We start from the raw sequence: 22,768 nt of genomic DNA, 5'->3' as shown, positions 1-22,768 counted from the left end.
CGATCAGCCCTCGCCGCGCTCCTTGTGCACGCTGCGCTGGACGAGTGCGTTCCCGATGCCGATCGCCGCCGCCACCGGCCATTCGATGACGCTGAAGGCAGCGGCCGCGGTCAACCCGCCGTAGAACAGCAGCTGGTCCGCGGAGGGCAGCTGACCGCGCACGGTGTCGACGGCGGAGGAGACCTCCTTGCCGCCGGGCAGCGGGATCTTGGCGGTGTGCAGCTCCGCCGTCACGTAGGGCACGGGGATCGTCGGACCGGCCTGGCCGCTCTTGCTCGAGGGCTGTCGACGGGTCCGGTGGGCGGTGCTGGAACTGGTGGTGCTGGACATCTGGAGAACCCCCTCGACACACCCGCGACCGAGCGCGGTCGCGGCCTCGTACGCGATCCCGTTGCAGTTGGGGTACCCCGTCGCGGCCGCCGGAATCACCCGGCGGCCAGTTTCACGCGGCGAGCGCCTGCCGCCGGGCCTGCCGGTAGCGGCGCGTGATCAGTTCCACCACGGCCGGGTGGTCGCCGATCGGCTGGGCGACACCGGCGACCGGCAGCTCCGCCAGGCGCCGGTGGAACAGCCCCGGGGCCAGCAGGTACGGGGCGATGAAGTCGGCGGGGCCGCAGACCTCGGCGGTGGCGGGAGCCGCTGTGGTGACGTAGCTCGGGGTCAGCCACTGCCCGCAGCGGCGGCCCAGCAGCTGCGCCGCCGCGCGCACGTCGGCCAGCGCGTGTTCGTCGGACGACCCGGCGGCGGAGAACGCTATGCGAGCACCGGGCTGCCACCCGGCGGTGATCAGCCGCTCCCGCATCGCTTCGACGAGTTCCGGGGCAGGCCCCAGCGCCCGGCAGACCACGACGCCGGTCCGGTCGCTGGCGGCGATCTGCGCAGGGAGATCGGTGCGCACGTGGTACCCGGAGGCCAGGAAAGCGGGCAGCACGACCACCGGGCCGTCGAGGTCGCGCAGCACTTCGACCGCGGTCGGCCCGATGACGTCGACGTAGCCGACGTGCACCGGCACGTCCAGGCGTTCGGCCGCCGCTGCTGCGAGGCGCTCGACCACCCGGGGCCCGGCCGGGTCGCGCGTGCCGTGGGCGACCAGCAGCAGCGGTGGGTTCACGGTTGCGCGCATCGCGGAGCGCCTCCCATCGGTTCCAGCGGAAGTCGGTATCCGCGTTTGATCACGGTCTGCACCAGCTGCGCAGCGCCCAGCGCCGCCCGCAAGCGCGCCACCGCCTGCTCCACGGCGTGTTCGTCGGCCGGGCTCCCGGAGCGGCGCAGCGCCTCGGCGAGGTCCTGGCGCGACACCACCCGCCCCGGCCGCTCGGCCAGCACGCCCAGCAGCGTTCTGCCCTGCGGGGAAAGCGGTCTGACCACTCCGTCCACCACGGCGGCGTGCCCCCGCACCTGCAGCTCCCGGCCACCCACCGGCAGCGTCGGCGCCCTGTCGGGCAGCGCCTCGCACAGCGAACGCACCAGTGCGCCGAGGCGGAACCGCCGGGGGATCACCGCGGGAACGTCGTGGTCGGCCAGCGGCGCGTGCGTCACCGGCCCGACGCAGGCCACCAGCACCGGACCGCGCAGCGCGGCCAGCAGCTCCTCCTCGCAGCGCAGTCTCGCCGCCAGCGACAGCAGGCCTGCCGCGGCGGGCGCGCTGGTGAAGGTCACCGCGTCGATCTCCCGCGCGCACACCGACCGCAGCAGGTTCTCCAACGCGGTGGTGTCCGCCGGTGCGGTCCAGCGGTAGACCGGCACCTCGACGACCTCCGCACCGGCGCAGCGCAGCGCCTCGGCGAAGTCCGGCAGCGGCTGCCCGTGCAGCTGCACCGCGATCCGAACCCCGGCCAACTCCTGTTCGAGCAGGTGGGACAGCAGTTCAGCGGACGACTCCGACGCAGGCGACCACGGATCGGGCAGCCCGGCGGCACGCACCGCTCCGCGCGCCTTCGGCCCGCGCGCCAGCAGCTGCGCCGGGCGCAAGGCGTCGAGCAGCTCCGCACCGATGCCCCACCCGTCGGCGGCCTCGATCCAGCCGCGGAAACCGATGCCGGTCGTGGCCACCACCACGTCGGGAGGCGCGTCCAGGCAGCGCAGGCTGACCCGCCGGAGCTCGGCGTCGTCGGACAGCGGGAGGATCCGCAGCGCCGGGCCGTGCATGACCCGCGCGCCGCGGTTCTCCAGCAGGGTTCCCAGCTCGTCGGCCCGTCGCGCCGCGGTCACCGCGACGGTGTAACCAGCGAGTTCGTCGGTCAAGGAAGAGCGACCTCCACCACGTCGTCGGCGCGGCGGCGGACCGGGTAGATCGGCAGCTGCGCCGCCGGGTCGTCCAGGCACTGCCCGGTGCGCAGCGAGAAGACCTGCTTGAGCATCGGGGAGGCGACGGTGGGCTCGCCGCCGCGGTCGCCGACGATGCCGCGGCTGATCACGCCGGCCCCGCAGAACGGGTCGACGTTGCCCACCGCGTACAGCTCGTCGTCGCGGGTGCGGAACACCGCCACCGGCTGGTCGTGGACCAGCGCGGGCACCCCGTACTCGGGCAGCAGCAGGTCGAGTTCGCAGATCCGTTGCCAGGTCATCCGGACACCTCCTGGGTTGCGAGAGCGGGCATCGGCAGCGCCACCGGACCGGGCCGGATCTGACCGCGCTCCTGGACGAAGCGGATGGTCGGGTCCGGTGCTTCCGGGGCGTTGACGAAGGAGACGAAGCGGGCCAGCTTGGCCGGATCGGCCAGCACCCCGGCCCACTCGTCGGTGTAGTCCTCGACGTGGCGCCGCATCGCCGCTTCCAGCTCGTCGGCGATGCCCAGCGAGTCCTCGACGACGACCTCGCGCAGGTGCTCCAAGCCGCCGTCCAGCGACTCCAGCCAGGCCGAGGTGCGCTGCAGCCGGTCGGCGGTGCGCACGTAGAACATCAGGAACCGGTCGACGAGCTTGATCAGCTGCTCGTCGTCGAGGTCGGCGGCCAGCAGTTCGGCGTGGCGCGGGGTGAACCCGCCGTTGCCGCCGACGTAGAGGTTCCAGCCGCGGTCGGTGGCGATCACGCCGAAGTCCTTGCCGCGCGCTTCAGCGCACTCCCGGGCGCAGCCGGACACCCCGGCCTTGATCTTGTGCGGTGCCCGCAGCCCCCGGTAGCGCAGCTCGAGCCGGATGGCCATGCTCACCGAGTCCTGCACGCCGTAGCGGCACCAGTCGTCGCCGACGCAGGACTTCACGGTGCGCAGCGCCTTGCCGTAGGCGTGGCCGGATTCGAACCCGGCGTCGACCAGCCGCCGCCAGATCAGCGGCAGCTGCTCCACCCGCGCGCCGAACAGGTCGATGCGCTGCCCGCCGGTGATCTTGGTGTACAGGCCGAACTCCTTGGCCACCTCGCCCAGCACGATCAGCTTGTCCGGGGTGATCTCCCCGCCGGGCACCCGGGGCACCACCGAGTAGGTGCCGTTGCGCTGCATGTTGGCCAGGAACCGGTCGTTGGTGTCCTGCAGCGCGGCCTGCTCGCCGTCGAGGATGTGGCCGTGGCCGAGGCTGGCCAGGATGGAGGCGACCGCGGGCTTGCAGATGTCGCAGCCGTGCCCGTTGCCGTGCTTGCCGATCAGCTCGGAGAACGAGTCGACGTCGGTGGCCCGGACCACCTCGAACAGCTCGCTGCGCGACTGCGGGAAGTGCTCGCACAGCGCCTTGGAGGTGACGACTCCGCACTCGCCGAGCAGGTTCTTCAGCATCGGCACGCACGAACCGCAGCTGGTGCCGGCCTTCGTGCAGGCCTTGACGCCCGGTACGTCGGTGAGCTGCTGCGCGGCGATGGCGGAGGTGATGTCCTGCTTGGTCACGTTGTTGCAGGAGCACACCGTGGCGTCCGCGGGCAGGGTCCCGGCGTCCACACCGGACCCGGCGGGCAGCAGCAGCTGCTCGGGCGGTGCGGGCAGCTCGCGGTCCACCAGCGGCCGCAGCACGGAGTACGCACTGGCGTCGCCGACGAGCACACCGCCGAGCAGCACTCGCGCGTCGTCGCTGAGCACCAGCTTGGCGTAGGTGCCCGCGGCGTTGTTGGCGTAGACGACCTCCAAAGCGCCCTCCGCCCGCGCGTGCGCATCGCCGAAGCTCGCGACGTCGACGCCGAGCAGCTTGAGCTTGGTGGACAGGTCGGCCCCGGGGAAAGCGCCGTCGCCCAGCTCCAGCAGCTGCTCGGCGACGCCTTCCGCCATGCTGTAGCCGGGCGCGACCAGCCCGTAGCAGCTGCCCTGCACCGCGGCGCATTCGCCGATGGCCCAGATGTTCTCGTCCCCGGTGCGGCAGAACTCGTCGACCAGGATCCCGCCGCGCTCGGCCCGGTCCAGCCCGGCGACCTCGGCCAGCTCGTCGCGCGGCCGCACCCCGGCGGAGAACACCACGAGCTCGGTGTCGATCACCGTGCCGTCGGCCAGCGAAACACCGCGGACTCGGCCGTCGCCGTCGATGGACTTCGTCGCCGCACCGCAGTGCACCGCCAACCCGAGGTCGCCGACCAGACGGCCGAGGACCTGGCCACCGCCCTCGTCGACCTGCAACGGCATCAGCCGCGGCGCCATCTCGACGACGTGCGCGCGCATCCCCAGCAGCCGCAGGGCGTTCGCCGCCTCGAGGCCGAGCAGGCCACCGCCGATGACCACGCCGTTCGCGCCCTCGGTCGCGGCGTCGCGGATGGCGTCGAGGTCGTCGATGGTGCGGTAGGTGAAGCAGCCGTCGAGGTCGTGGCCGGGCACCGGCGGCACGAACGGCCGCGACCCGGTGGCCAGCACCAGCGCGTCGTAGCCCAGCACCGAACCGTCCGATGTGGACACCGTGCGGGCGGCGCGGTCGATGCCGGTCACCGCGGTGTTCAACCGCAGTTCGACCAGCGGATCCTCCAGCAGCTCGTGGTCGGCCAGGCTCAGGTCCTCGGCGCTCTTGCCGTCCAGGTAGGACGACAGCGCCACCCGGTCGTAGGCAGGCCGGGATTCCTCGCCCAGCACGACGATCCGCCAGGTACCGGTCGCATCGCGCTCCCGGAGCGACTCCACGAGCCGGTGCCCGACCATCCCGTGGCCGACGACGATGAGCGTGCGGGTCATGCGCAGTCCGCCTCTCCGCGTTTTTCAGTGGTGGTTGCGTCCGGGATCGATCTCGCGTTCCGCGGTTTCTCGTGGCTGGGTTGCATCACGGTCCCCTAAGGTGCGGTTGAGCAGGACTCCGGTTGGCACAAGGCGTCATGCGACGCCCTTCTTCTGGTGTTCAGTGCGGTGGGCCAGTGCTGCGCAGAGGCGTGCGACGTCGTCGGCGCAGCCTCCGCAGCCCGTGGTCGCCCGCGTTGCCCTGGCCAGCTCGCGGACCGAGCGAGCACCGCCGTGCCAGGCGGCGGTCAGGGACTTCTCGGTGACGTTGTTGCAGCGGCAGAGCACCGCGTCGTCGGACGGTTCGACGCGGGCGGACGTGGTGGCGGGGTTGCCCAGCAGCAGCGCGAGGCGATCGGCGGGCACCGGCAGGTCGCGGTCGTGCAGCTGCGTGACCGATGCGATCGCCTGCGAGAAGCCGATGACCACCGCACCGGAGATCCGTTCCTCCCGCAGCGCCAACTTGGCGTAGCGGCCGCGAGCGGGGTCCGAGAGCGTGACGATCTCGGCCTCCGCGCTGGCCAGGGACTCCACCGCGCCGACCGAGACCAGCTCGATACCGCGCGCGTTGAGCCGGGTGACCGCGCGGGTGCCGCGGTAGCGGCGCTCGCCGCCGCACAGCAGGTCGGCGAGCGCGTCGGCCTGCTCCCACGCCGAGTCGATCCGCCCGGGCGTGCTGCCGTCGTGCTCGGCGCAGTCGCCGATGGCGTGGATGTGCGGATCGCTGGTGCGCAACCGGTCGTCCACCACGATCCCGTGCCGCACCGCCAACCCGGCCCGCACCGCCAGCGCGGTTTCCGGCGTCACTCCGGTGCAGGAGACCACCAGCTCGGCCGGAATCGCTTCGCCGCTGTCCAGGAGCAGTCGACCGCGCCGGTGCTCGACCGCCCGGCGCTCCAACCGCAGCGCGAGCCCGAGCCCGCGGAGCCGGTCGGCGAGCAGCCGACCACCGGCCGGGTCCACCTGGCTGTCCATCAGGTGCGGCTGGGGGTGCACCAAGGTCACGTCGTGGCCGCGGGCCAGGAGCGCCTGCGCTGCTTCGACCCCGAGCACCCCGCCACCCAGCACGGCCACCGGACCTGCGACGCCGTCGATGCGTTCGCAGTCGCTCAACGTGCGAAGCGGCTGGATCCCGCGGATCCCGGGCGACCGCGGGCGGGAACCGGTGGCCAGCACCAGGACGTCGTAGGCGAGCTCTTCGCCGTCGCCGGTGCGCACTTTCCGCCGGCTGCGGTCGATTCGCGTGGCGGTCGTCCCCAGCCGGACCTCGGCGTCCACATCGGGCAGTCGCACAGCTGCGGGCGACAGCTCCCGCGCCAGCACCGAGCCCAGCAGCACCCGGTTGTAGGCGGGGTGCCGTTCAGCGCCCAGCACCGTGATCCGACCGGTGTGCCCCTGCGCCCGCAGCCGCTCGACCAGCCGGTGGGCGGCCGGGCCGTTGCCGACGACGACGATCCGGGTCATCCGGGCACCACCTCCCGGGCCGGTTCGATGCGCACCGCGCTGACCTTGAACTCCGGCATCCGGCTGCGCGGATCGAGCGCGTCGCCGGTGAGCAGGTTCGCCCGGCCGGTGCCGGGGAAGTGGAACGGCAGGAACACCGTGTCGGTGCGCATGGTGCCCACCACCCGAACCCGGGCGACCGCGCTGCCGCGCGCCGACGTCACCCGGGCCAGCTCGCCGTCGGTGAGACCGGCGCGGTCGGCGGTGTCCGGGTGGATCTCCACGAACGGTTCGGGCGCGGCCTCGTTGAGCTCGTCCACCCGCCTGGTCTGCGCCCCGGACTGGTACTGCGCGAGCACGCGGCCGGTGGTGGCGGTCAGCGGGAAGGTCCGCTGCGGGGTCTCGGCGGGATCGCGGTGTTCGACCGCGGCGAATCGGGCCAGCCCGTCGGGGTGGGCGAAGGAGTCCAGGAACAGCCGCGGTGTTCCGGGGTGCTCGGTGTCCGGGCAAGGCCAGTGCAGGGCTTGTCCGGCGTCGAGCCGCTCGTAGCTGATCCCGGAGTAGTCGGCCTTGCCGCCGGCCGAAGCGCGGCGCAACTCCTCGAAGACCTCCCGCGGCCGGGTCGGGTAGCGGTGGCCCGGTTCGCCCAGCCGCACCGCCAGGCCATGCAGGACCTCCAGATCGCTGCGCGCGTGACCGGGCGGCACCTGCAGCCGGCGCCGGCGCAGGACCCGGCCTTCGAGGTTGGTCATGGTGCCCTCCTCTTCGGCCCACTGCGTGACCGGCAGCACCACGTCCGCCGACTGCGCGGTCTCCGACGGCACGAAGTCAGCCACCACCAGCAGGTCCAATGCGGACAGCCGCCGTGCCACGTGCGCGGCGTTGGGAGCCGAGACCACCGGGTTGGAACCGAAGACCAGCAGCGCTCGCGGCCCGTTCGCGGTGCCCAGCGCGTCCAGCAGCTCGTACGCGCTGCGTCCCGGCCCCGGCAGCGTCTCGGGCGCAACGCCCCAGACCCCGGCCACGTGCTCCCGGGCGTCCGGGTCGTCGATCATCCGGTAGCCGGGCAGCTGGTCGGCCTTCTGGCCGTGCTCGCGACCGCCCTGCCCGTTGCCCTGCCCGGTCAGGCAGCCGTACCCGCGACCGGGGCGCCCCGGCAGTCCGAGTGCGAGGGCCAGGTCGATGAATCCCGCGACGGTGTCCGCGCCGTTGCTGTGCTGCTCCGCGCCTCGACCGGTCAGCACGTACGCGCTCCCCGCCTCGGCGAGCATCCGCACCGCCTGCCGCTGCGCGGTCACCGGAACCCCGGTGACGCGCTCTACGCGTTCCGGCCACCAGGTCATCGCCCGCTGCCGGGCCGCTGCGAACCCGGTGGTGCGGGTGTCGACGTAGTCGTCGTCCACCCAGCCGTCGACGACCGCGATGTGCAGCAGACCCAGCGCCAGCGCCAGATCGGTGCCGGGCGCGGGCTGCAGGTGCAGCGCGGCGCGCTCGGCCGTGGCGGTGCGGCGCGGGTCGATCACCACCAGCCGCGCCGACCGCAGGTGCTGCATCAGCGGCGGCATGGTCTCGGCCGGGTTGGCCCCGGCCAGCAGGACCACGTCGGCCCCGCCGAGGTCGGTGACCGGGAACGGCAACCCGCGGTCCACCCCGAACGCGGCGTTGCCCGCTGCCGCGGCCGAGGACATGCAGAACCGGCCGTTGTAGTCGATCTGGCTGGTGCCCAGCGCGAGCCGGGCGAACTTGCCGAGCAGGTAGGCCTTCTCGTTCGTCAGCCCGCCACCGCCGAACACCCCGACGGCGTCCGGCCCGTGCTCGCCGCGGATGCGTTGCAGACCGTCGGCGACGACGCGCAGCGCGGTGTCCCAATCGACCGGGACGAGCTCGCCGTTCCGGCGCACCAGCGGGTGCTGCAACCGGTCCGCCACGTCGAGCAGGGCGGGTGCGGTCCAGCCCTTCTGGCACAACCCACCGCGGTTGACCGGGAAATCCGTCGGCCGCACCGACACGCCGCGCCGTTCGCGCGTCAGCCGGGTCCCGCACTGCAAGGCGCAGTAGGGGCAGTGCGTGGCCACGGTCCGCAACTCAGGCACGGGTGGCCTCCGCCTTCGACCGCGCCTCGACGGACTGCGGGCCAGCAGCGCTCCCGCGGGATCCCCGGAGGTAAACGGCCCAGGTGACGAGCGCGCAGAGCACGTAGTAGCAGAGGAAGACCAGCAGTGCCGCGTCGCCGTTGGCCGCCTCGCCGCCGTAGGAGGCGCGGAACGCCAGGTTGATGCCCACACCGCCGAGCGCGCCGACGGCACCGGCGATGCCGATGACGGCGCCGGACAACCGGCGGGCGCGGGAGAAGGCCGCGACGGCCTCGCCGCCGTCGGTGACCGCGTCCTCGGCCTCCTTCGCGAAGATCGCCGGGATCATCTTGTAGGTCGAACCGTTGCCGACCCCGGTCAGCACGAACAGCGCGATGAACGCCACCAGGTACATCGCGAAGGAGCCCCGCGACGAGGCGAACAGCAGCGCCCCGGTGCCGGCGGTCATCCCGGCGAACGCCCACAACGTCACCCGGCCACCGCCGAAGCGGTCGGACAGCCAACCGCCGACCGGGCGGGAGACCGAACCCAGCAGCGGGCCGAGGAAGGTCCAGCTGGCCGCCTGCAGCGGCGTGAACCCGAACTCGGTCTGCAGCACCAGGCCGAAGGCGAAGCCGTAGCCGATGAACGAGCCGAAGGTCCCGATGTAGAGCACCGAGATCCACCAGGTGTGCTTGTTCGCGGCGGCCTCGCGCAGCGCCCCGGGACGGGCCCGAACCGCGTCCACGTTGTCCATGAACAGCGCCGCGCACAGGGCGGCGACCACGATCAGCGGCAGGTAGATCGCGGCCACGTAGGCCGGGTTGGTGCCACCGGCGACGGCGATCACCAGGAGGCCGACGACCTGCACCGCCGCCACGCCGAGGTTGCCGCCCCCGGCGTTGAGCCCCAGCGCCCAGCCCTGGTGGCGCTGCGGGAAGAAGGTGGTGATGTTGGTCATCGACGAGGAGAAGTTCCCGCCGCCCAGGCCCGCGGTCGCGCCGACGAGCATGAACACCCACAGCGGGGTGCCGGGCTGCTGCACGAAGTAGCAGGCCAGTCCGGCGGGCACCAGCAGCACCGCCGAGCTGAAGATCGTCCAGTTCCGCCCGCCGAAGCGGGTCACCGCCGCGGAGTAGGGCAGCCGCAGCACGGCGCCCACCAGGTTCGGCGTGACCACCAGCAGGAACTTCTCGGATGCGGTGAACGGCAGGCCGATCTCCGGTGACATGAACAGCACCAGCACCGACCAGATGCTCCAGACGGAGAAGCCGATGTGCTCCGAGACGATCGAGAAGATCAGGTTCCGCCGCGCCACGTGCTTGCCGGTGGATTCCCAGAACTGCTCGTCCTCCGGGTTCCACCCCTCGATCCAGCGGGCCCGGCCGGCGGGTGCTCTCGCGGTCACCTGGACTCCTTCCGTTGGTTGGACCGAACGTAGGAACCGGGTGTTTCCGCCGGGCTCGTTCCGCGTTACCCCGCTGCAAACCTGCCTTCACGAACCCGGGCCCGGCCGGTGTGAGCAGGCAGACGGTGGGCGATGCCGCATCGGACGCGGGGTTCGTGGGACCGTGTAGTCGTGGTGCAACGAGGCATGGGCGACTGGCAGCAGGCCCGAGAGCTGTTCGGCGGAGCGCGCCGGGTCACCGCCCTGACCGGGGCCGGGGTGTCGACGTCGTCGGGCATCCCCGACTTCCGCGGGCCCAACGGGCTGTGGACCAAGAACCCCGCGGCCCAGCGCCTCAGCGACATCGACAGCTACGTCGCCGACCCGCAGGTGCGCGAGCAGGCCTGGCGCAGCCGCGCCGAGCACCCGGCCTGGAAGGCCGAGCCCAGTGCGGCGCACCGCGCTTTCGTCGACCTCGACCGCTCGGAGCGGCTCCGCTCGTTGCTGACCCAGAACATCGACGAGCTGCACCAGCGCGCCGGCCTGGCCCGGGACCGGGTGCTGGAGCTGCACGGCACGATCTACCGGACGGTGTGCCTGGACTGCGGTGCGACCGGTCCGATGAGCGCGGTGCTGGAGCGGGTGGCGGCGGGGGAGTCCGATCCGCCGTGCCGTTCCTGCGGCGGCATCTTGAAGTCCGCCACCGTCTCCTTCGGACAGCCCCTGGACCCCGACGTGATCCGGGAGGCGCAGCGGGCCGCGCTGGACTGCGACCTGTTCCTCGCGGCGGGGACTTCGCTGACGGTGCACCCGGCAGCGGGCCTGGCCGAGCTGGCCGTCAAGGCAGGTGCCGCGCTGATCATCTGCAACGCCGAGCCGACGCCCTACGACGAGCTGGCCGCCGCGGTCGTGCGCGATCCGCTGGACGAGGTGCTGCCGGACCTGGTCGGCGCCCCGCTCACCGAACCGACCCGCCCGCTGAACACCTGGGGCGACCCGAGCACCTGGTCCTGATCGCGCGGCTCGCACCCCCCGGGTATCCCATTGGTTGGGAACCATGTGACCCGTGTGGTTGATGTTGCGCGTGTCGTGCTTGAGATCAGTGGTGCGTTCGGGACGAAAGTGGCAAGATCCCAATCCGTCGTATGACTCCATTCAGTCCAAAGCATGACCGCTGAATGGGCGTATCAGCGGAGGTGACGGTCGTGCCGGGAAGTCGTGGCGTGCGTAGGACCGCCGCTATCACGCTGCTCGTCGCCATCGGCCTGGCCGCGCCGGGGGTCGGTTCGGCCGTGCCCGCGCCGCCGCCGAACCCCAGCGACGCCGAGATCCAGGCCGGTCGCGCCAAGTCGCAGCAGGTGGCCGGGCAGGTCGGTGAACTGGCGAACCAGCTGGCCGAGGCGGAGTCCAAGCTGGTCGACCTGCAGGCGCAGGTCGAGCTCAAGATGGAGGACGCGAACAAGGCGCGCGTCGACCTGGACCGGGCCGAGGGCGCCTACGACGACGCCCGCCGCGTCGCGGACGCGGCCAAGGTCGACTCCGACGTCGCCGGGCAGCGGATCGACCAGCAGCGCCAGCGCCTGGACCGGTTCGTGGCGGGCAGCTACCGGCAGGGCAGCCAGGTCGGTTCGGCCACCGCCTTCGTCGGTTCCAAGAACCCCCAGGACGTGCTCGACCGCGCGCTGTTCCTGGACGTGATCAGCAAGTCCGAGCTCGACGTCATGGACGACCTCGAGCGCGCCCGCGTGGAGAAGGTCAACAAGGACTCGCTGGCCCGGGCGGCGCTCGAGGAAGCCGAGGCCAAGCGGCAAGCCGCCGACGACGCGCGGCGTGCGGCCGAATCGGCCCAGCAGGCGGCGATCGCGGCGCAGAACAGCCAGGCGGACCAGGCGCGGCAGCTGGAATCCGACAAGGCCGGCGTCGAGGCCCAGCTGGCCGAGGCCCGCTCGCACGTGTCGGGTCTGGAGCAGCAGCGCGGGCAGTACGAGGACTGGCTGGACGAGAAGCAGCGCGAAGAGGCCGCCGCCGCGCAAGCCGCTGCGCAGGCTGCGTCGCAGTCGACGTCGGACTCCCGGGAGCCGGTGCAGCAGTCGGCCCCGGCGCCCAGCGGCCGGTCGGTCGAGGTCGTGATCAGCCGGGCGTTGTCCCAGCTGGGCGTGCAGTACGCCTGGGGCGGCGGCAACTCGCGCGGGGCGACGCGCGGCATCCGCGACGGGGGAGTGGCCGACTCCTACGGCGACTACGCCAAGACCGGCTTCGACTGCTCGGGACTGATGCTCTACGCGTTCGCCGGTGCGGGCGTCCAGCTCGACCACTACAGCGGCTACCAGTACCAGTCCGGGCGCCGGGTGCCGCTGTCGCAGATGCGCCGCGGCGACATGCTGTTCTGGCAGAGCGGCGGCAGCATCCACCACGTCGCCCTCTACCTCGGCAACGGCCGGATGGTGGAAGCGCCGTACTCGGGTTCCCGGGTCCGCGTGACCTCGGTCCGCTACGGCGGCATCGCCCCGTACGCGGTCCGCATGCTCTGACCCCCGGCTCCAGCGCCCCTGCCGTGTCCTGCGCGGCAGGGGCGCCGTGCTGTTCGGGGGACTGGTTGGAGCGGGGGAGCGGGCGGCTGGAAGCATTGCGGTGTGGCGGAATTCGCGGCAGTGGTGCTGGCCGGTGGTCGGGCGCGTCGACTCGGCGGGGTGGACAAGGTCCTGCTGCCCGTCGGAGGGCGCACGCTGCTGGACCGCACCCTGGATGCGGTGGCCGAGGCCGACCCGCTGGTCGTGGTCGGCCCGCCGCGCACCACTGCCCGGGCGGTGCGCTGGACCGCGGAAGATCCGCCGGGTGGCGGTCCGCTCGCGGGGCTCCAGGCAGGCCTGGCCCAACTCCCGGCGGAAACCCGCGCGGTCGCGGTCCTCGCGGGCGACCACCCGCACCTGACACCGGCGACGATCGCCCGGCTGCTCGCCGCCCTGCGCGCAACACCCGACTCCGCTGGTGCGGTGCTCGTTGACGCGCAGGACCGTCCACAGTGGTTGGTGGGCGTGTGGGACGTGAGCGCGCTGCGCGGCGCGATGCCCGCTGAGGTCCACAACCGGCCGCTCCGCGCGGCTCTCGCCCCGCTCGCGCCGGTGCACGTCCCGGCGATCGAGTCCGAGGCGTCCGATGTGGACACGCCGGACGACCTCCGGAACGCCCGCACCGCGCAGGAGTAGCGGTTCTCGACCGACTTCATCCGCGAAAACCACCGCATCTCGTCAACATCCTCGATATGTTCAGTGCTGAGTGAAATTAATCCTCGGTCCGGCGGCTTTACCTGGGTCACACCGCGGTTGAGGTTGGGTGGGCTCGGGGTAGTGCCCCCGCGGCGTTGCGCGGTGGGGGCGTGCCAGGATCTTGAGCGGCCGGGTAGGCCGGACCGACGACAGGAGGCTGGGAGAATTGACCGAGGCCGGCAACGGTGAGAGCGGGGGCGCCGCGCGTCCGGCGGACCAGGTGAGCACCCCGGCGCGCGACGCGCAGCTGCTGGAACGCACCGTGTTCGAGGTCAAGCGGGTGATCGTCGGCCAGGACCGGCTCGTGGAGCGGGTGCTGACCGGACTGCTGGCCAAGGGCCACATCCTGCTGGAAGGCGTGCCCGGCGTGGCCAAGACCCTCGCGGTCGAGACCTTCGCGCGGGTCGTCGGCGGCAGCTTCTCGCGGCTCCAGTTCACCCCGGACCTGGTGCCCGCGGACATCCTCGGCACCCGCATCTACCGGCAGGGCAGCGAGCGCTTCGACGTCGAGCTCGGTCCGGTGCTGGCCAACTTCGTGCTGGCCGACGAGATCAACCGCGCTCCGGCGAAGGTCCAGTCGGCGCTGCTGGAGGTGATGGCCGAGCGGCACGTCTCCATCGGCGGCGAGAGCTACCCGATGCCCGCCCCGTTCCTGGTGCTGGCCACCCAGAACCCGATCGAGAACGAGGGCGTCTACCCGCTTCCGGAGGCGCAGCGCGACCGGTTCCTGTTCAAGCTCCCGGTGGAGTACCCCACCGCGGAGGAGGAGCGCGAGATCATCTACCGGATGGGCGTCGCGGCTCCGGAGCCGAACCCGGTGCTCAACCCGGACGAGCTGATCCGGCTGCAGAAGGTCGCCGCCTCGGTGTTCGTGCACCACGCGCTGGTCGACTACGTGGTGCGCCTGGTGGTGGCCACCCGGATGCCCAACGACCACGGGCTGTCCGACATCGCCAGCTGGGTCTCCTACGGCGCCTCGCCGCGTGCCAGCCTGGGCATCATCGCCGCCGCGCGCGCCCTGGCGCTGGTGCGCGGGCGCGACTACGTGTTGCCGCAGGACGTGGTGGACGTGGTTCCGGACGTGCTGCGGCACCGGCTGGTGCTGTCCTACGACGCGCTGGCCGATGGCATCCCGGTGGAGCACATCGTCAACCGGGTGCTGCAGACCGTGCCGCTGCCGCAGGTCTCGGCGCGTCCGCAGGGCGGTCCGCCCGCACCCGCGCCGGTCGGCGGCCCTGCCGGTTACGCGCAGCCGCCGCACGTGCCCAACCCGCACCAGTGAGGGGCGAGGGCGTGCCGGCAACCGATCAACATCCGGACGGGGACCGCCCGAGCTGGGCGCCCCCGTCCCTGGACGCCGGTCGGCTGGAAGCAGCGCTGCGGTCGCTGGAGCTGAGCGTGCGGGGCCGGTTGGACGGCCTGCTGCAGGGCAACCACCTCGGTCTGGTGCCCGGTCCGGGTACCGAGCCGGGGGAGGCGCGGGTCTACCAGCCCGGCGACGACGTGCGGCGGATGGACTGGGCGGTCACCGCCCGGATGTCCGAGCCGCACATCCGGCAGACGGTCGCCGACCGGGAGCTGGAGACGTGGGTCGCGATGGACCTCTCGCCGAGCCTGGACTTCGGTTCGGCGGCCTGCGAGAAGCGTGAACTGGCCGTCGCCGCGCTGGCCGCGGTGGTGTGCCTGACCAGCGGTGGCGGCAACCGGATCGGTGCCGTCCTGGACAACGGCACCGGCCCGGTGCGGGTGCCCGCGCGCGGTGGTGCTGCGCACGCGCGGTCGTTGCTGCGGAAGGCCGCCGGAACTCCGCGTGCGGAAGAAGGAACGCGCGGCGATCTCGGCGGGTTGCTGGAGTCGCTGCGACGTCCGCCGCGGCGGCGCGGGCTGGCGGTGGTGGTCTCGGACTTCCTGGGCCCGACGGACTGGCAGCGCGCGCTGCGGGGCTTGGGCGCCCGGCACTCGCTGCTGGCCATCGAGGTGCTGGACCCGCGCGATGTGGAGTTGCCCGACGTGGGCACGGTGCTGCTGTCGGACCCGGAAACCGGCAAGCAGCGTGAGGTGCACACCAGTCCTGTGCTGCGCAAGGAGTTCGCCGCGGCTGCCGCGGCGCACCGCGAGGAGGTGGCGGCGGTGCTGCGCCGCGCCGGTTGCGCGCACCTGGTGTTGCGGACGGATTCGGACTGGATCGCCGACGTCGTGCGGTTCGTGGTGGCCCGCAAGCGCGGTTGGTCCGGAGGAGCAGCTTGATGTTGAGTTTGTCGGGATTCACCGCGCCGTGGTGGTTCCTGCTGCTGTTGGTGGTCGCCGCGCTGGTCGGCGGCTACCTGTGGGCGATGCGCAAGCGCCGCCAGGACACGATCCGGTTCAGCAACCTGGAGGTGCTGGACCGGGTGGCGGCCAAGCGCCAGGGCTGGTGGAAGCACGTGCCGCCGGCGCTGCTGGGCGTGGCGCTGATCATGCTCACGGTGGCGCTGATGGGCCCCACCGCCGAGCAGCGCATTCCGCGCAACCGGGCCACGGTGATGCTGACCATCGACGTGTCGTTGTCGATGAAGGCCACCGACGTCGAGCCCAGCCGGCTGGAGGCGGCGAAGGTCGCGGCCAAGGAGTTCGCGGACAAGCTCACCCCGGGCATCAACCTGGGGCTGGTGTCGTTCGCGGGCACCGCGACCGTGCTGGTGATGCCCACGACCGATCGGACCGGCGTCAAGCAGGCCATCGACAGCCTGAAGCTGGCCGAGGCCACCGCCACCGGCGACGGGATCAACGCCTCGATGCTGGCGATCGACTCGTTCGGCAAGATGGTCGGCGGTCCGGCCGGGGCGCCGCCCGCGCGGATCGTGCTGATGGCCGACGGCGGCCAGACCATCCCGCGCGACATGGACGCCCCGCGCGGGGCCTACACGAAGGCGAAGGAAGCGCGGCAGGCCGGCGTGCCGATCTCCACGATCTCCTTCGGCACCCGGCACGGCAGCATCGAGATCCAGGGCCAGCAGGAGCTGGTCGAGGTCGATGACGAGGCCATGCAGGAGATCGCGAAGCTCTCCGGCGGCGAGTTCCACAAGGCCGCCAGCGCCGAGCAGCTCCGCGAGGTCTACGACACGCTGGGCGAGCAGATCGGCTACGAGACCAAGCACACCGATGCCAGCAAGCCGTGGCTGGTGCTGGGCACGCTGACCGCGATCGTCGCGGCCGGGATCTCGATGTTCACCGGGCGCAGGCTCCCGTGAGGAAGTGTTGGCGCGCCGTTGCGGAGCTGGTCACCTAGCGGATCACCGGCTCCGGGATCCTGACCGGGCACGCGAGGCTCGGGAGGCGATCGGGAGTGGCGCAGGTGGGCACGGGTTTTCTGCGGGAGTTCGTCAAGTCGCCGACCACGACCGCAGCGGTCGGGCCCAGTTCGCGGGCGCTGGCCGAGCAGATGGTGGCGCCGATCCCGCACCGCGGTGACCCGGTGGTGGTCGAGCTCGGTCCGGGGACCGGGGCGTTCACCGAGCTGATCCAGCGCCGACTCGGCGGGCGCGGGCACCACCTGGCGCTGGAGCTCAACTCGCGGTGGGCCGCGCAGCTGGGGGAGCGGTTCCCGGGTGCGGAGTCGGTGTGCGCCGACGCCCGGGAGCTCCCGGAGCTGTTGCGGGAGCGGGGGCTGCGCGCTGATGTCGTCGTCAGCGGGTTGCCGTGGGCGGCGCACTCGCCGGTCGACGGGGTGCCGCTGGTCCGGCTGGTCGCCGAATCGCTGGTGCCGGGCGGGGCGTTCACGCAGTTCGCCTACACCTGGACGCGGTGGGCGCCACCGGCCCGTCGTCAGCTGGCGGACCTGCGCGCGGAGTTCGAGGAGACGGTGATCAGCCGGACGGTGTGGCGCAACCTGCCGCCCGCGGTGGCCTACCTGGCGCGGCGGCCACGCCGATCGTGACCTGATCGGGGCGGTGCTACGTTCGAGCGGTGTCGTCGGATGCGGTGGTAACCGGTCTCCGCGAGCTTCCGCTGCTGGTCGAGCTGGGCACGGCGCTGCTGTTCTCCAGCTTGATCGGGTTGGAGCGCGAGGTCCGCGCGAAGAGCGCCGGGATGCGCACGCACGCCCTGGTAGGGGTCGGTGCGGCGCTGTTCATGCTGGTGTCGAAGTACGGTTTCGGCGATCTGCTGGCCTTCGATCGGGTGTCGTTCGACCCGTCGCGGGTGGCCGCGCAGATCGTCTCCGGCATCGGGTTCATCGGCGGCGGGTTGATCTTCGTGCGCCGCGACGCGGTGCGCGGTCTGACCACGGCGGCCACGGTGTGGGTGGTGGCCGCGGTGGGGATGGCCTGCGGCAGCGGTCTGGTGGTGCTGGCCGCCGCGACCACGGCGGTGCACTTCCTGGTGGTGCTGGGCTATCCGTGGCTGCTGCGGACCCTGCGCAGGTCGCTGCGGGAACCGCAGGTGATGCGGATCGGCTACCTCGACGGCTTCGGCGTTCTGCGCAGCGTGCTGACGCTGTGCACCAGTCGCGGCTGGACGGTGATGGACCTCGAGGTGGAGCGCGAGGACACCGACGACGAGCAGCAGCGCACCGCCGTCGTCGCCCTGCGCCTGCGCGGAAAAACCCCGGTGGCATCGCTGGTAGAGGAGATCAGCGCACTCCCCGGAGTCCTGCACGCCGCAGTCGGCGAAGCGATGGAACCGGGCTTCTAGAGCGCACCCGCGGTGCGGTGCGCCGCAAATTCCATTGAAATCGCACGTCCGATTTCAATGGAATTTGCGTGGTGGTCGGTCAGCCGGCCTGCTGGGCTTCCTTGCGGACCTCGTCCATGTCGAGTTCTCGGGCCTGGCGGATCACGTCGTCGAGGACGTTCTCCGGGAGCGCGCCCGGCTGCTGGAAGATCAGCACGTTGTCGCGGATGACGGCCAGCGTCGGGATCGATTTGACGTCGAACGCGCCGGCCAGTTCCTGCTGGGCCTCGGTGTCGACCTTGGCGAAGACGATGTCCTCGTTCTTCTCGGAGACGCGGTCGAAGACCGGCGCGAACTGCCGGCACGGGCCGCACCAGGACGCCCAGAAGTCGATGATGACGAAGTCCTGGTCGGAGACGACCTCGTCGAAGTTGTCCTTGGTCAGCTCGACCGTTGCCATGGGAGATCCCTTCTCGTGGCGGTTACCGGGACAACGCGGTGCGCCCGCTCCGGCATTCCGCCGGTGGTTGTCGGGTTCATCACCGCTGCGTCCCGTCCAGGGCGCGAGCGACGAGGGTAGCCAGGTGGACGGGCTCGACGTCGGAGGCCTGGCGCAGCTGGGTCCGGCAGCTGAAGCCGTCGGCGACGACATCGGTTCCGGGTTCGGCGGCGCGCACGGCCGGGAGCAGGCCCTGCTCGGCGCAGGCCATCGAGACCTCGTGGTGTCCGCGTTCGAAGCCGAAGTTGCCCGCCAGTCCGCAACATCCCGCGTCCAGCACGCGGGCCCGCGTGCCGGTGGCGTCCAATGTGGCCTGATCGGCGGCGAACCCCAGCTCGGCGTGCTGGTGGCAGTGGACCTGCACCAGGGCCTGCCGGTCCTGCGCGGGCTGCTGCCACTGCTCGCGGGTCGGCTCGACCCACTCGGCGAAGGTCCGGGTCGCCGCGGCCAGGGCGGCGACGTCGAGGTCGTCCGGGGCGAGTTCCACCGCGTCGTTGCGCAGGAACGCCGTACAGCTGGGTTCCAGGCCGATCACCGGCAGCCCGCGGTCGAGCTGCGGGCGCAGCAGGCGGGCGGTGCGGCGGACCGCGCGGCGGGCGGTGCCGAGCTGACCGGTGGAGTGCCAGGTCAGTCCACAGCAGACCGGTTCGCGCGGGATTTCCACGGCGTGGCCGAGGGCTTCGAGCGCGGTGACCGCGTCGCGCCCGATGTGCGGGTCGAAGTGGTTGGTGAAGGTGTCCGGGAAGAGCAGCACCCGTGCGGAGTCGCGGCGTCGCGGATGCTGCTCGGACCACCACGCCTGTAGTGACTCGGTGGCCAGCTCCGGCACGTCCCGTCGAGCGTCGATCCCGCCGAGCCGTTTGAACACCGGTGCCAGCGGGCCGGAGAGGACCCGGTTGACCAGCCGGGGCGCGCGTTGCCCGGCCTTCAGCCACAGCGGCAGGAAGCCCATCGAGTAGTGCGCGGCCGGGCGCAGCCGGTGCCGGTAGTGCTGGTGCAGGAACTCCGCCTTGTAGGTCGCCATGTCGACGTCGACCGGGCAGTCGGACTTGCACCCCTTGCAGGACAGGCACAGGTCGAGCGCTTCGCGGACCTCCCGGGACCGCCAGCCGTGCTTGATGACCCGGCCGGCGAGCATCTCGAACAGCAGGTGGGCCCTACCCCGGGTGGAGTGCTTCTCCTCCCGGGTGACCCGGTAGCTCGGGCACATCACCCCGCCCGTGGTGTTCAGGCACTTGCCCATGCCGACGCAGCGGCGGGTCGCGGCGGCGAGGTCGCCGGAGTCGGCGTGCAGCGCCAGCGCGGTGCGCGTCGGGATCTTGGGCGGGGCGACCAGCGGGCGGACGTCGGAGTCGACCGGTCGCGGGTGGACGATCTGCCCGGGGTTGAGCAGTCCCTCCGGGTCGAAGGCCGCTTTGAACCGCTCGAACGCCTGGATCACCTCGGGCGGGTACATCCGGGACAGCAGCGCGGAGCGGGCTTGGCCGTCGCCGTGCTCGCCGGAGACCGAGCCGCCGTGCGAGACCACGAGGTCCGCCGCGGCCTCCAGGAACGAGCGGTACTCCGCCGTGCCGGGCCCGGACAGCAGGTCGAAATCGATGCGGACGTGGATGCAGCCGTCGCCGTAGTGGCCGTAGGTGACGCCGCGGCGGCCGAACCGCGCCAGCAGGGCGTCGAACTCCCGCAGGTAGGAGCCCAGCTGTTCGGGCGGGACGGCGGCGTCCTCCCACCCCGACCAGCGCTCCGAACCGGCCATCCGGGTCGAGTACCCGGAGCCTTCCTCGCGGATCTTCCACAGCGCCGCGATCCGGGCCGGATCGGTGTGCACGACGCTATCCGCGCGCTCACCCATCGCCCGGACGATGTCCCGGGCCGCGGACTCGGCCTCGCCGAGATCGGAGCCGCCGGTCTCCACCAGCAGCCAGCTGCGCCCGCCGGGCAGCAGCGGCAAGGCGGGTGAGGCGGGGTTGCGCTGCCGCACCACGTCGACCAGCTCGGAGCTGAGCCCTTCGATGGCCAGCGCCCCGAGGCCCCGGAGCCGGGGTACCTCGTCCGCGGCGGCGTAGGTGTCGGGGAACCCGAGCACGGTCAGCGCTCGCACCGCGGGTGAGGACACCAGCTGGACCGTCGCCCCCAGCACCACCGCGCAGCTGCCCTCGGAGCCGACCAGGGCTCGGGCCAGGTGGAAGCCGTTCTCCGGCAGCAGCTGGTCGAGGTTGTACCCCGACACCCGGCGGGCCAGGTCGGGGAAGGAGCGGCGGACCAGATCGGCGGCGTCGTCCCGCAGCCTCCTCAGGTCCTGGTGCAGGCGCCCGACGCGATCGCCGCGCGCGCACAGCGCGTCCAGCTGCTCCGGGGAGGTCGCGCCGACCTCGAGCCGGGTGCCGTCGGAGAGCAGCACGTCCAGCGAGTGCACGTTGTCGACGGTCTTGCCCCAGGCGACCGAATGCGTGCCGCAGGCGTTGTTGCCGATCATCCCGCCGAGCGTGCAGCGGCTGTGCGTGGAGGGATCGGGGCCGAAGGTCAACCCGTGCCCGGCCACCGCCGAGCGCAGCGAGTCCAGCACCACGCCGGGCTGCACGCGGGCCAGCCGGCGGTCCACGTCGACGTCGACGATCCGGTTCAGGTGGCGGGCGAATTCGAGCACCAGCCCGGTGCCGATGGCGTTGCCCGCGATGCTGGTGCCTGCCCCGCGCGTGGTGATCGGCACGCCGTGGCGCCGCGCGATGGCCACGGTCGCGGCCACGTCGTCCTCGTCGCGGGGGAAGACCACTCCGGTCGGCACCTGCCGGTAGTTGGACGCGTCGGTCGAGTAGAGCGCTCGGGTGCCGGGGTCGAAGCGCGCCGGCCCGGACAGCGCGGCGCGCAGCTCGGCGACGAGGTCAGCGGGCGGGTTGGCCATCGGAGCGCCTCCCTGGTCGGTGGTGATCAGCCGCATAGCGCAGTCTGCCTGCCCGCGCGGGTGTAGGCGCACCACGACACGGTGACCCTTTTTCTGTATGGAGGCGACGAGCGGTGGGCGTCCTCGAACGGATAATGTCGCGGCTGAACCGAATCTTGCGGAGGGGAGATCCACAGTGGCACGGTCCGTACTGGTGACCGGCGGTAACCGCGGCATCGGCTTGGCCATCGCGAAGGCGTTCCAGGCCGCCGGGGACAAGGTCGCGGTCACGCACCGCGGATCGGGTGCACCGGAAGGGCTGTTCGGGGTGCAGTGCGACGTCACCGACCCGGAGCAGGTCGCGGCGGCCTTCGACGAGGTCGAGGCCGCGCACGGCCGGGTCGAGGTGCTGGTGGCCAACGCCGGCATCACCGACGACACCCTGCTGCTGCGGATGGGCGAGGACCAGTTCAGCCGGGTCATCGACGCCAACCTCGCCGGTTCCTACCGGGTGGCCAAGCGCGCGGCCAGCAGCATGCTGCGCAACCGCAAGGGCCGGATGATCTTCATCTCGTCGGTGGTCGGGCTCTCCGGCGGTGCCGGGCAGGCCAACTACGCGGCGAGCAAGGCGGGCCTGGTCGGCCTGGCCCGCTCGATCGCCCGCGAACTGGGCTCGCGCAGCATCACCGCGAACGTGGTCGCCCCCGGCTTCGTCACCACGGACATGACCGACGCGCTGTCCGAGGAGCGCAAGAAGGAGATCTTCGGCCAGATCCCGCTGGCCCGGTTCGCCGCCCCCGAGGAGGTCGCGGGCACCGTGCAGTGGCTGGCCTCCGACTCCGCCGCCTACGTCACCGGCGCGGTGATCCCGGTCGACGGCGGTCTCGGGATGGGCCACTGAAGCACGGTTCGAACCGCGCGCCCGGCAGCGGCTGCGCGCGGCGTTGGTCCCAGGTGCCTGCGCACCTGGTGGATAAGCACAGCGGAGGATTTTCGTGAGCGGTTTGCTCGAAGGCAAGCGGATTCTGATCACCGGCGTGATCACCGACGCGTCGATCGCGTTCCACGCGGCCAAGGTCGCCCAGGAGCAGGGCGCCGAGGTGGTGCTCACCGGGTTCGGCCGGATGAGCCTGGTGCAGCGAATCGCGGGCCGGCTGCCGAAGCCGGCGCCGGTGATCGAGCTGGACGTGACCAGCACCGAGCACCTGGACGGCCTGGCCGATCGGGTCCGCGAGCACGTCGACGGCCTCGACGGCGTCCTGCACTCCATCGGCTTCGCCCCGGCGTCGTGCCTGGGCGGCGACTTCCTGGCCGCGCCGTGGGAGGACGTCTCCACCGCGCTGGAGGTCTCGGCGTACTCGCTGAAGTCGCTGGCCACCGCGACCCTCCCGCTGATGGGCGAGGGCGGTTCGGTCGTCGGCATGGACTTCGACGCCCGCGTCGCCTGGCCGGCC

20 protein-coding genes are annotated in these 22,768 nt (G+C 72.2%); 10 read left to right on the top strand and 10 right to left on the bottom strand.

Features of this window, described 5'->3' with window-relative positions:
* Positions 1-3: 3 nt before the first annotated feature.
* From OU415_RS25250 to OU415_RS25215, 8 genes are all read right to left on the bottom strand, one after another.
* Positions 4-330 (bottom strand): hypothetical protein, encoded by a 327-nt coding sequence (locus tag OU415_RS25250; protein WP_270951683.1) that lies wholly within the window; start codon positions 328-330, stop codon positions 4-6.
* A gap of 112 nt (positions 331-442) precedes the next feature.
* Entirely contained in the window at positions 443-1,123 is a 681-nt protein-coding gene (locus OU415_RS25245; RefSeq protein ID WP_270951682.1) for a sirohydrochlorin chelatase, read from the bottom strand.
* Positions 1,108-2,244 (bottom strand): uroporphyrinogen-III synthase, encoded by a 1,137-nt coding sequence (locus tag OU415_RS25240; protein WP_270951681.1) that lies wholly within the window; start codon positions 2,242-2,244, stop codon positions 1,108-1,110. The genes OU415_RS25245 and OU415_RS25240 overlap by 16 nt, the downstream gene beginning before the upstream one ends.
* Entirely contained in the window at positions 2,241-2,567 is a 327-nt protein-coding gene (gene nirD / locus OU415_RS25235; RefSeq protein ID WP_270951680.1) for a nitrite reductase small subunit NirD, read from the bottom strand. The genes OU415_RS25240 and nirD overlap by 4 nt, the downstream gene beginning before the upstream one ends.
* The gene (gene nirB / locus OU415_RS25230) at positions 2,564-5,077 is read right to left on the bottom strand and encodes a nitrite reductase large subunit NirB (protein WP_270951679.1); all 2,514 of its coding nucleotides are present in this window, start codon (positions 5,075-5,077) and stop codon (positions 2,564-2,566) included. The genes nirD and nirB overlap by 4 nt, the downstream gene beginning before the upstream one ends.
* Positions 5,078-5,212: 135 nt before the next feature.
* A complete protein-coding gene (locus OU415_RS25225) occupies positions 5,213-6,580 on the bottom strand; it encodes an FAD-dependent oxidoreductase (protein WP_270951678.1) in 1,368 nt (455 codons plus the stop codon).
* Complete coding sequence (locus tag OU415_RS25220) at positions 6,577-8,643, bottom strand: molybdopterin oxidoreductase family protein (protein ID WP_270951707.1); 2,067 nt, start codon at positions 8,641-8,643, stop codon at positions 6,577-6,579. The genes OU415_RS25225 and OU415_RS25220 overlap by 4 nt, the downstream gene beginning before the upstream one ends.
* A gap of 1 nt (position 8,644) precedes the next feature.
* A complete protein-coding gene (locus OU415_RS25215; protein ID WP_270951677.1) occupies positions 8,645-10,039 on the bottom strand; it encodes a nitrate/nitrite transporter in 1,395 nt (464 codons plus the stop codon).
* A 186-nt stretch (positions 10,040-10,225) separates the two neighbouring features.
* Here OU415_RS25215 and OU415_RS25210 point away from each other — a divergent pair, with 186 nt between their 5' ends.
* The 8 genes from OU415_RS25210 (at position 10,226) to OU415_RS25175 (ending at position 17,955) form a co-directional block, all read left to right on the top strand.
* Positions 10,226-11,032, top strand: a complete 807-nt coding sequence (locus tag OU415_RS25210; protein WP_270951706.1) for an SIR2 family NAD-dependent protein deacylase — start codon at positions 10,226-10,228, stop codon at positions 11,030-11,032.
* A 191-nt stretch (positions 11,033-11,223) separates the two neighbouring features.
* Positions 11,224-12,549 carry an NlpC/P60 family protein gene (locus tag OU415_RS25205; RefSeq protein ID WP_270951676.1) on the top strand — a complete coding sequence of 442 codons (1,326 nt, stop codon included), beginning with the start codon at positions 11,224-11,226 and terminating at the stop codon, positions 12,547-12,549.
* 102 nt (positions 12,550-12,651) lie between these two features.
* The gene (mobA, locus tag OU415_RS25200) at positions 12,652-13,224 is read left to right on the top strand and encodes a molybdenum cofactor guanylyltransferase (protein ID WP_270951675.1); all 573 of its coding nucleotides are present in this window, start codon (positions 12,652-12,654) and stop codon (positions 13,222-13,224) included.
* Between the two features lie 226 nt (positions 13,225-13,450).
* Positions 13,451-14,566 (top strand): AAA family ATPase, encoded by a 1,116-nt coding sequence (locus tag OU415_RS25195; protein ID WP_270951674.1) that lies wholly within the window; start codon positions 13,451-13,453, stop codon positions 14,564-14,566.
* 11 nt (positions 14,567-14,577) lie between these two features.
* Positions 14,578-15,531, top strand: coding sequence for a DUF58 domain-containing protein (locus OU415_RS25190; RefSeq protein WP_270951673.1), 954 nt, complete (start codon positions 14,578-14,580; stop codon positions 15,529-15,531).
* Positions 15,532-15,533: 2 nt separating this feature from the next.
* Positions 15,534-16,514: a VWA domain-containing protein gene (locus OU415_RS25185; RefSeq protein ID WP_270951705.1), complete on the top strand. Its 981-nt coding sequence runs from the start codon at positions 15,534-15,536 to the stop codon at positions 16,512-16,514.
* Positions 16,515-16,618: 104 nt separating this feature from the next.
* The gene (locus OU415_RS25180; protein WP_270951672.1) at positions 16,619-17,200 is read left to right on the top strand and encodes a class I SAM-dependent methyltransferase; all 582 of its coding nucleotides are present in this window, start codon (positions 16,619-16,621) and stop codon (positions 17,198-17,200) included.
* A 29-nt stretch (positions 17,201-17,229) separates the two neighbouring features.
* Positions 17,230-17,955 carry an MgtC/SapB family protein gene (locus OU415_RS25175; protein ID WP_270951671.1) on the top strand — a complete coding sequence of 242 codons (726 nt, stop codon included), beginning with the start codon at positions 17,230-17,232 and terminating at the stop codon, positions 17,953-17,955.
* A 79-nt stretch (positions 17,956-18,034) separates the two neighbouring features.
* Here OU415_RS25175 and trxA read toward each other — a convergent pair whose 3' ends face one another.
* Positions 18,035-18,394 carry a thioredoxin gene (gene trxA, locus OU415_RS25170; protein ID WP_270951670.1) on the bottom strand — a complete coding sequence of 120 codons (360 nt, stop codon included), beginning with the start codon at positions 18,392-18,394 and terminating at the stop codon, positions 18,035-18,037.
* Positions 18,395-18,473: 79 nt separating this feature from the next.
* Positions 18,474-21,335, bottom strand: a complete 2,862-nt coding sequence (locus OU415_RS25165) for an FAD-binding and (Fe-S)-binding domain-containing protein (protein WP_270951669.1) — start codon at positions 21,333-21,335, stop codon at positions 18,474-18,476.
* Positions 21,336-21,510: 175 nt separating this feature from the next.
* On the opposite strand from OU415_RS25165, the gene fabG reads away from it, so the two are divergent.
* Positions 21,511-22,215, top strand: coding sequence for a 3-oxoacyl-ACP reductase FabG (fabG, locus tag OU415_RS25160; RefSeq protein ID WP_270951668.1), 705 nt, complete (start codon positions 21,511-21,513; stop codon positions 22,213-22,215).
* Between the two features lie 94 nt (positions 22,216-22,309).
* Positions 22,310-22,768 (top strand): SDR family oxidoreductase (locus OU415_RS25155; protein WP_270951667.1); only part of this gene is annotated, 459 nt, incomplete at its 3' end.

Source organism: Saccharopolyspora oryzae (assembly GCF_027853915.1).
Taxonomy (GTDB): Bacteria; Actinomycetota; Actinomycetes; order Mycobacteriales; family Pseudonocardiaceae; genus Saccharopolyspora; species Saccharopolyspora oryzae.
This window is presented reverse-complemented; position numbering and strand designations above follow the sequence as displayed.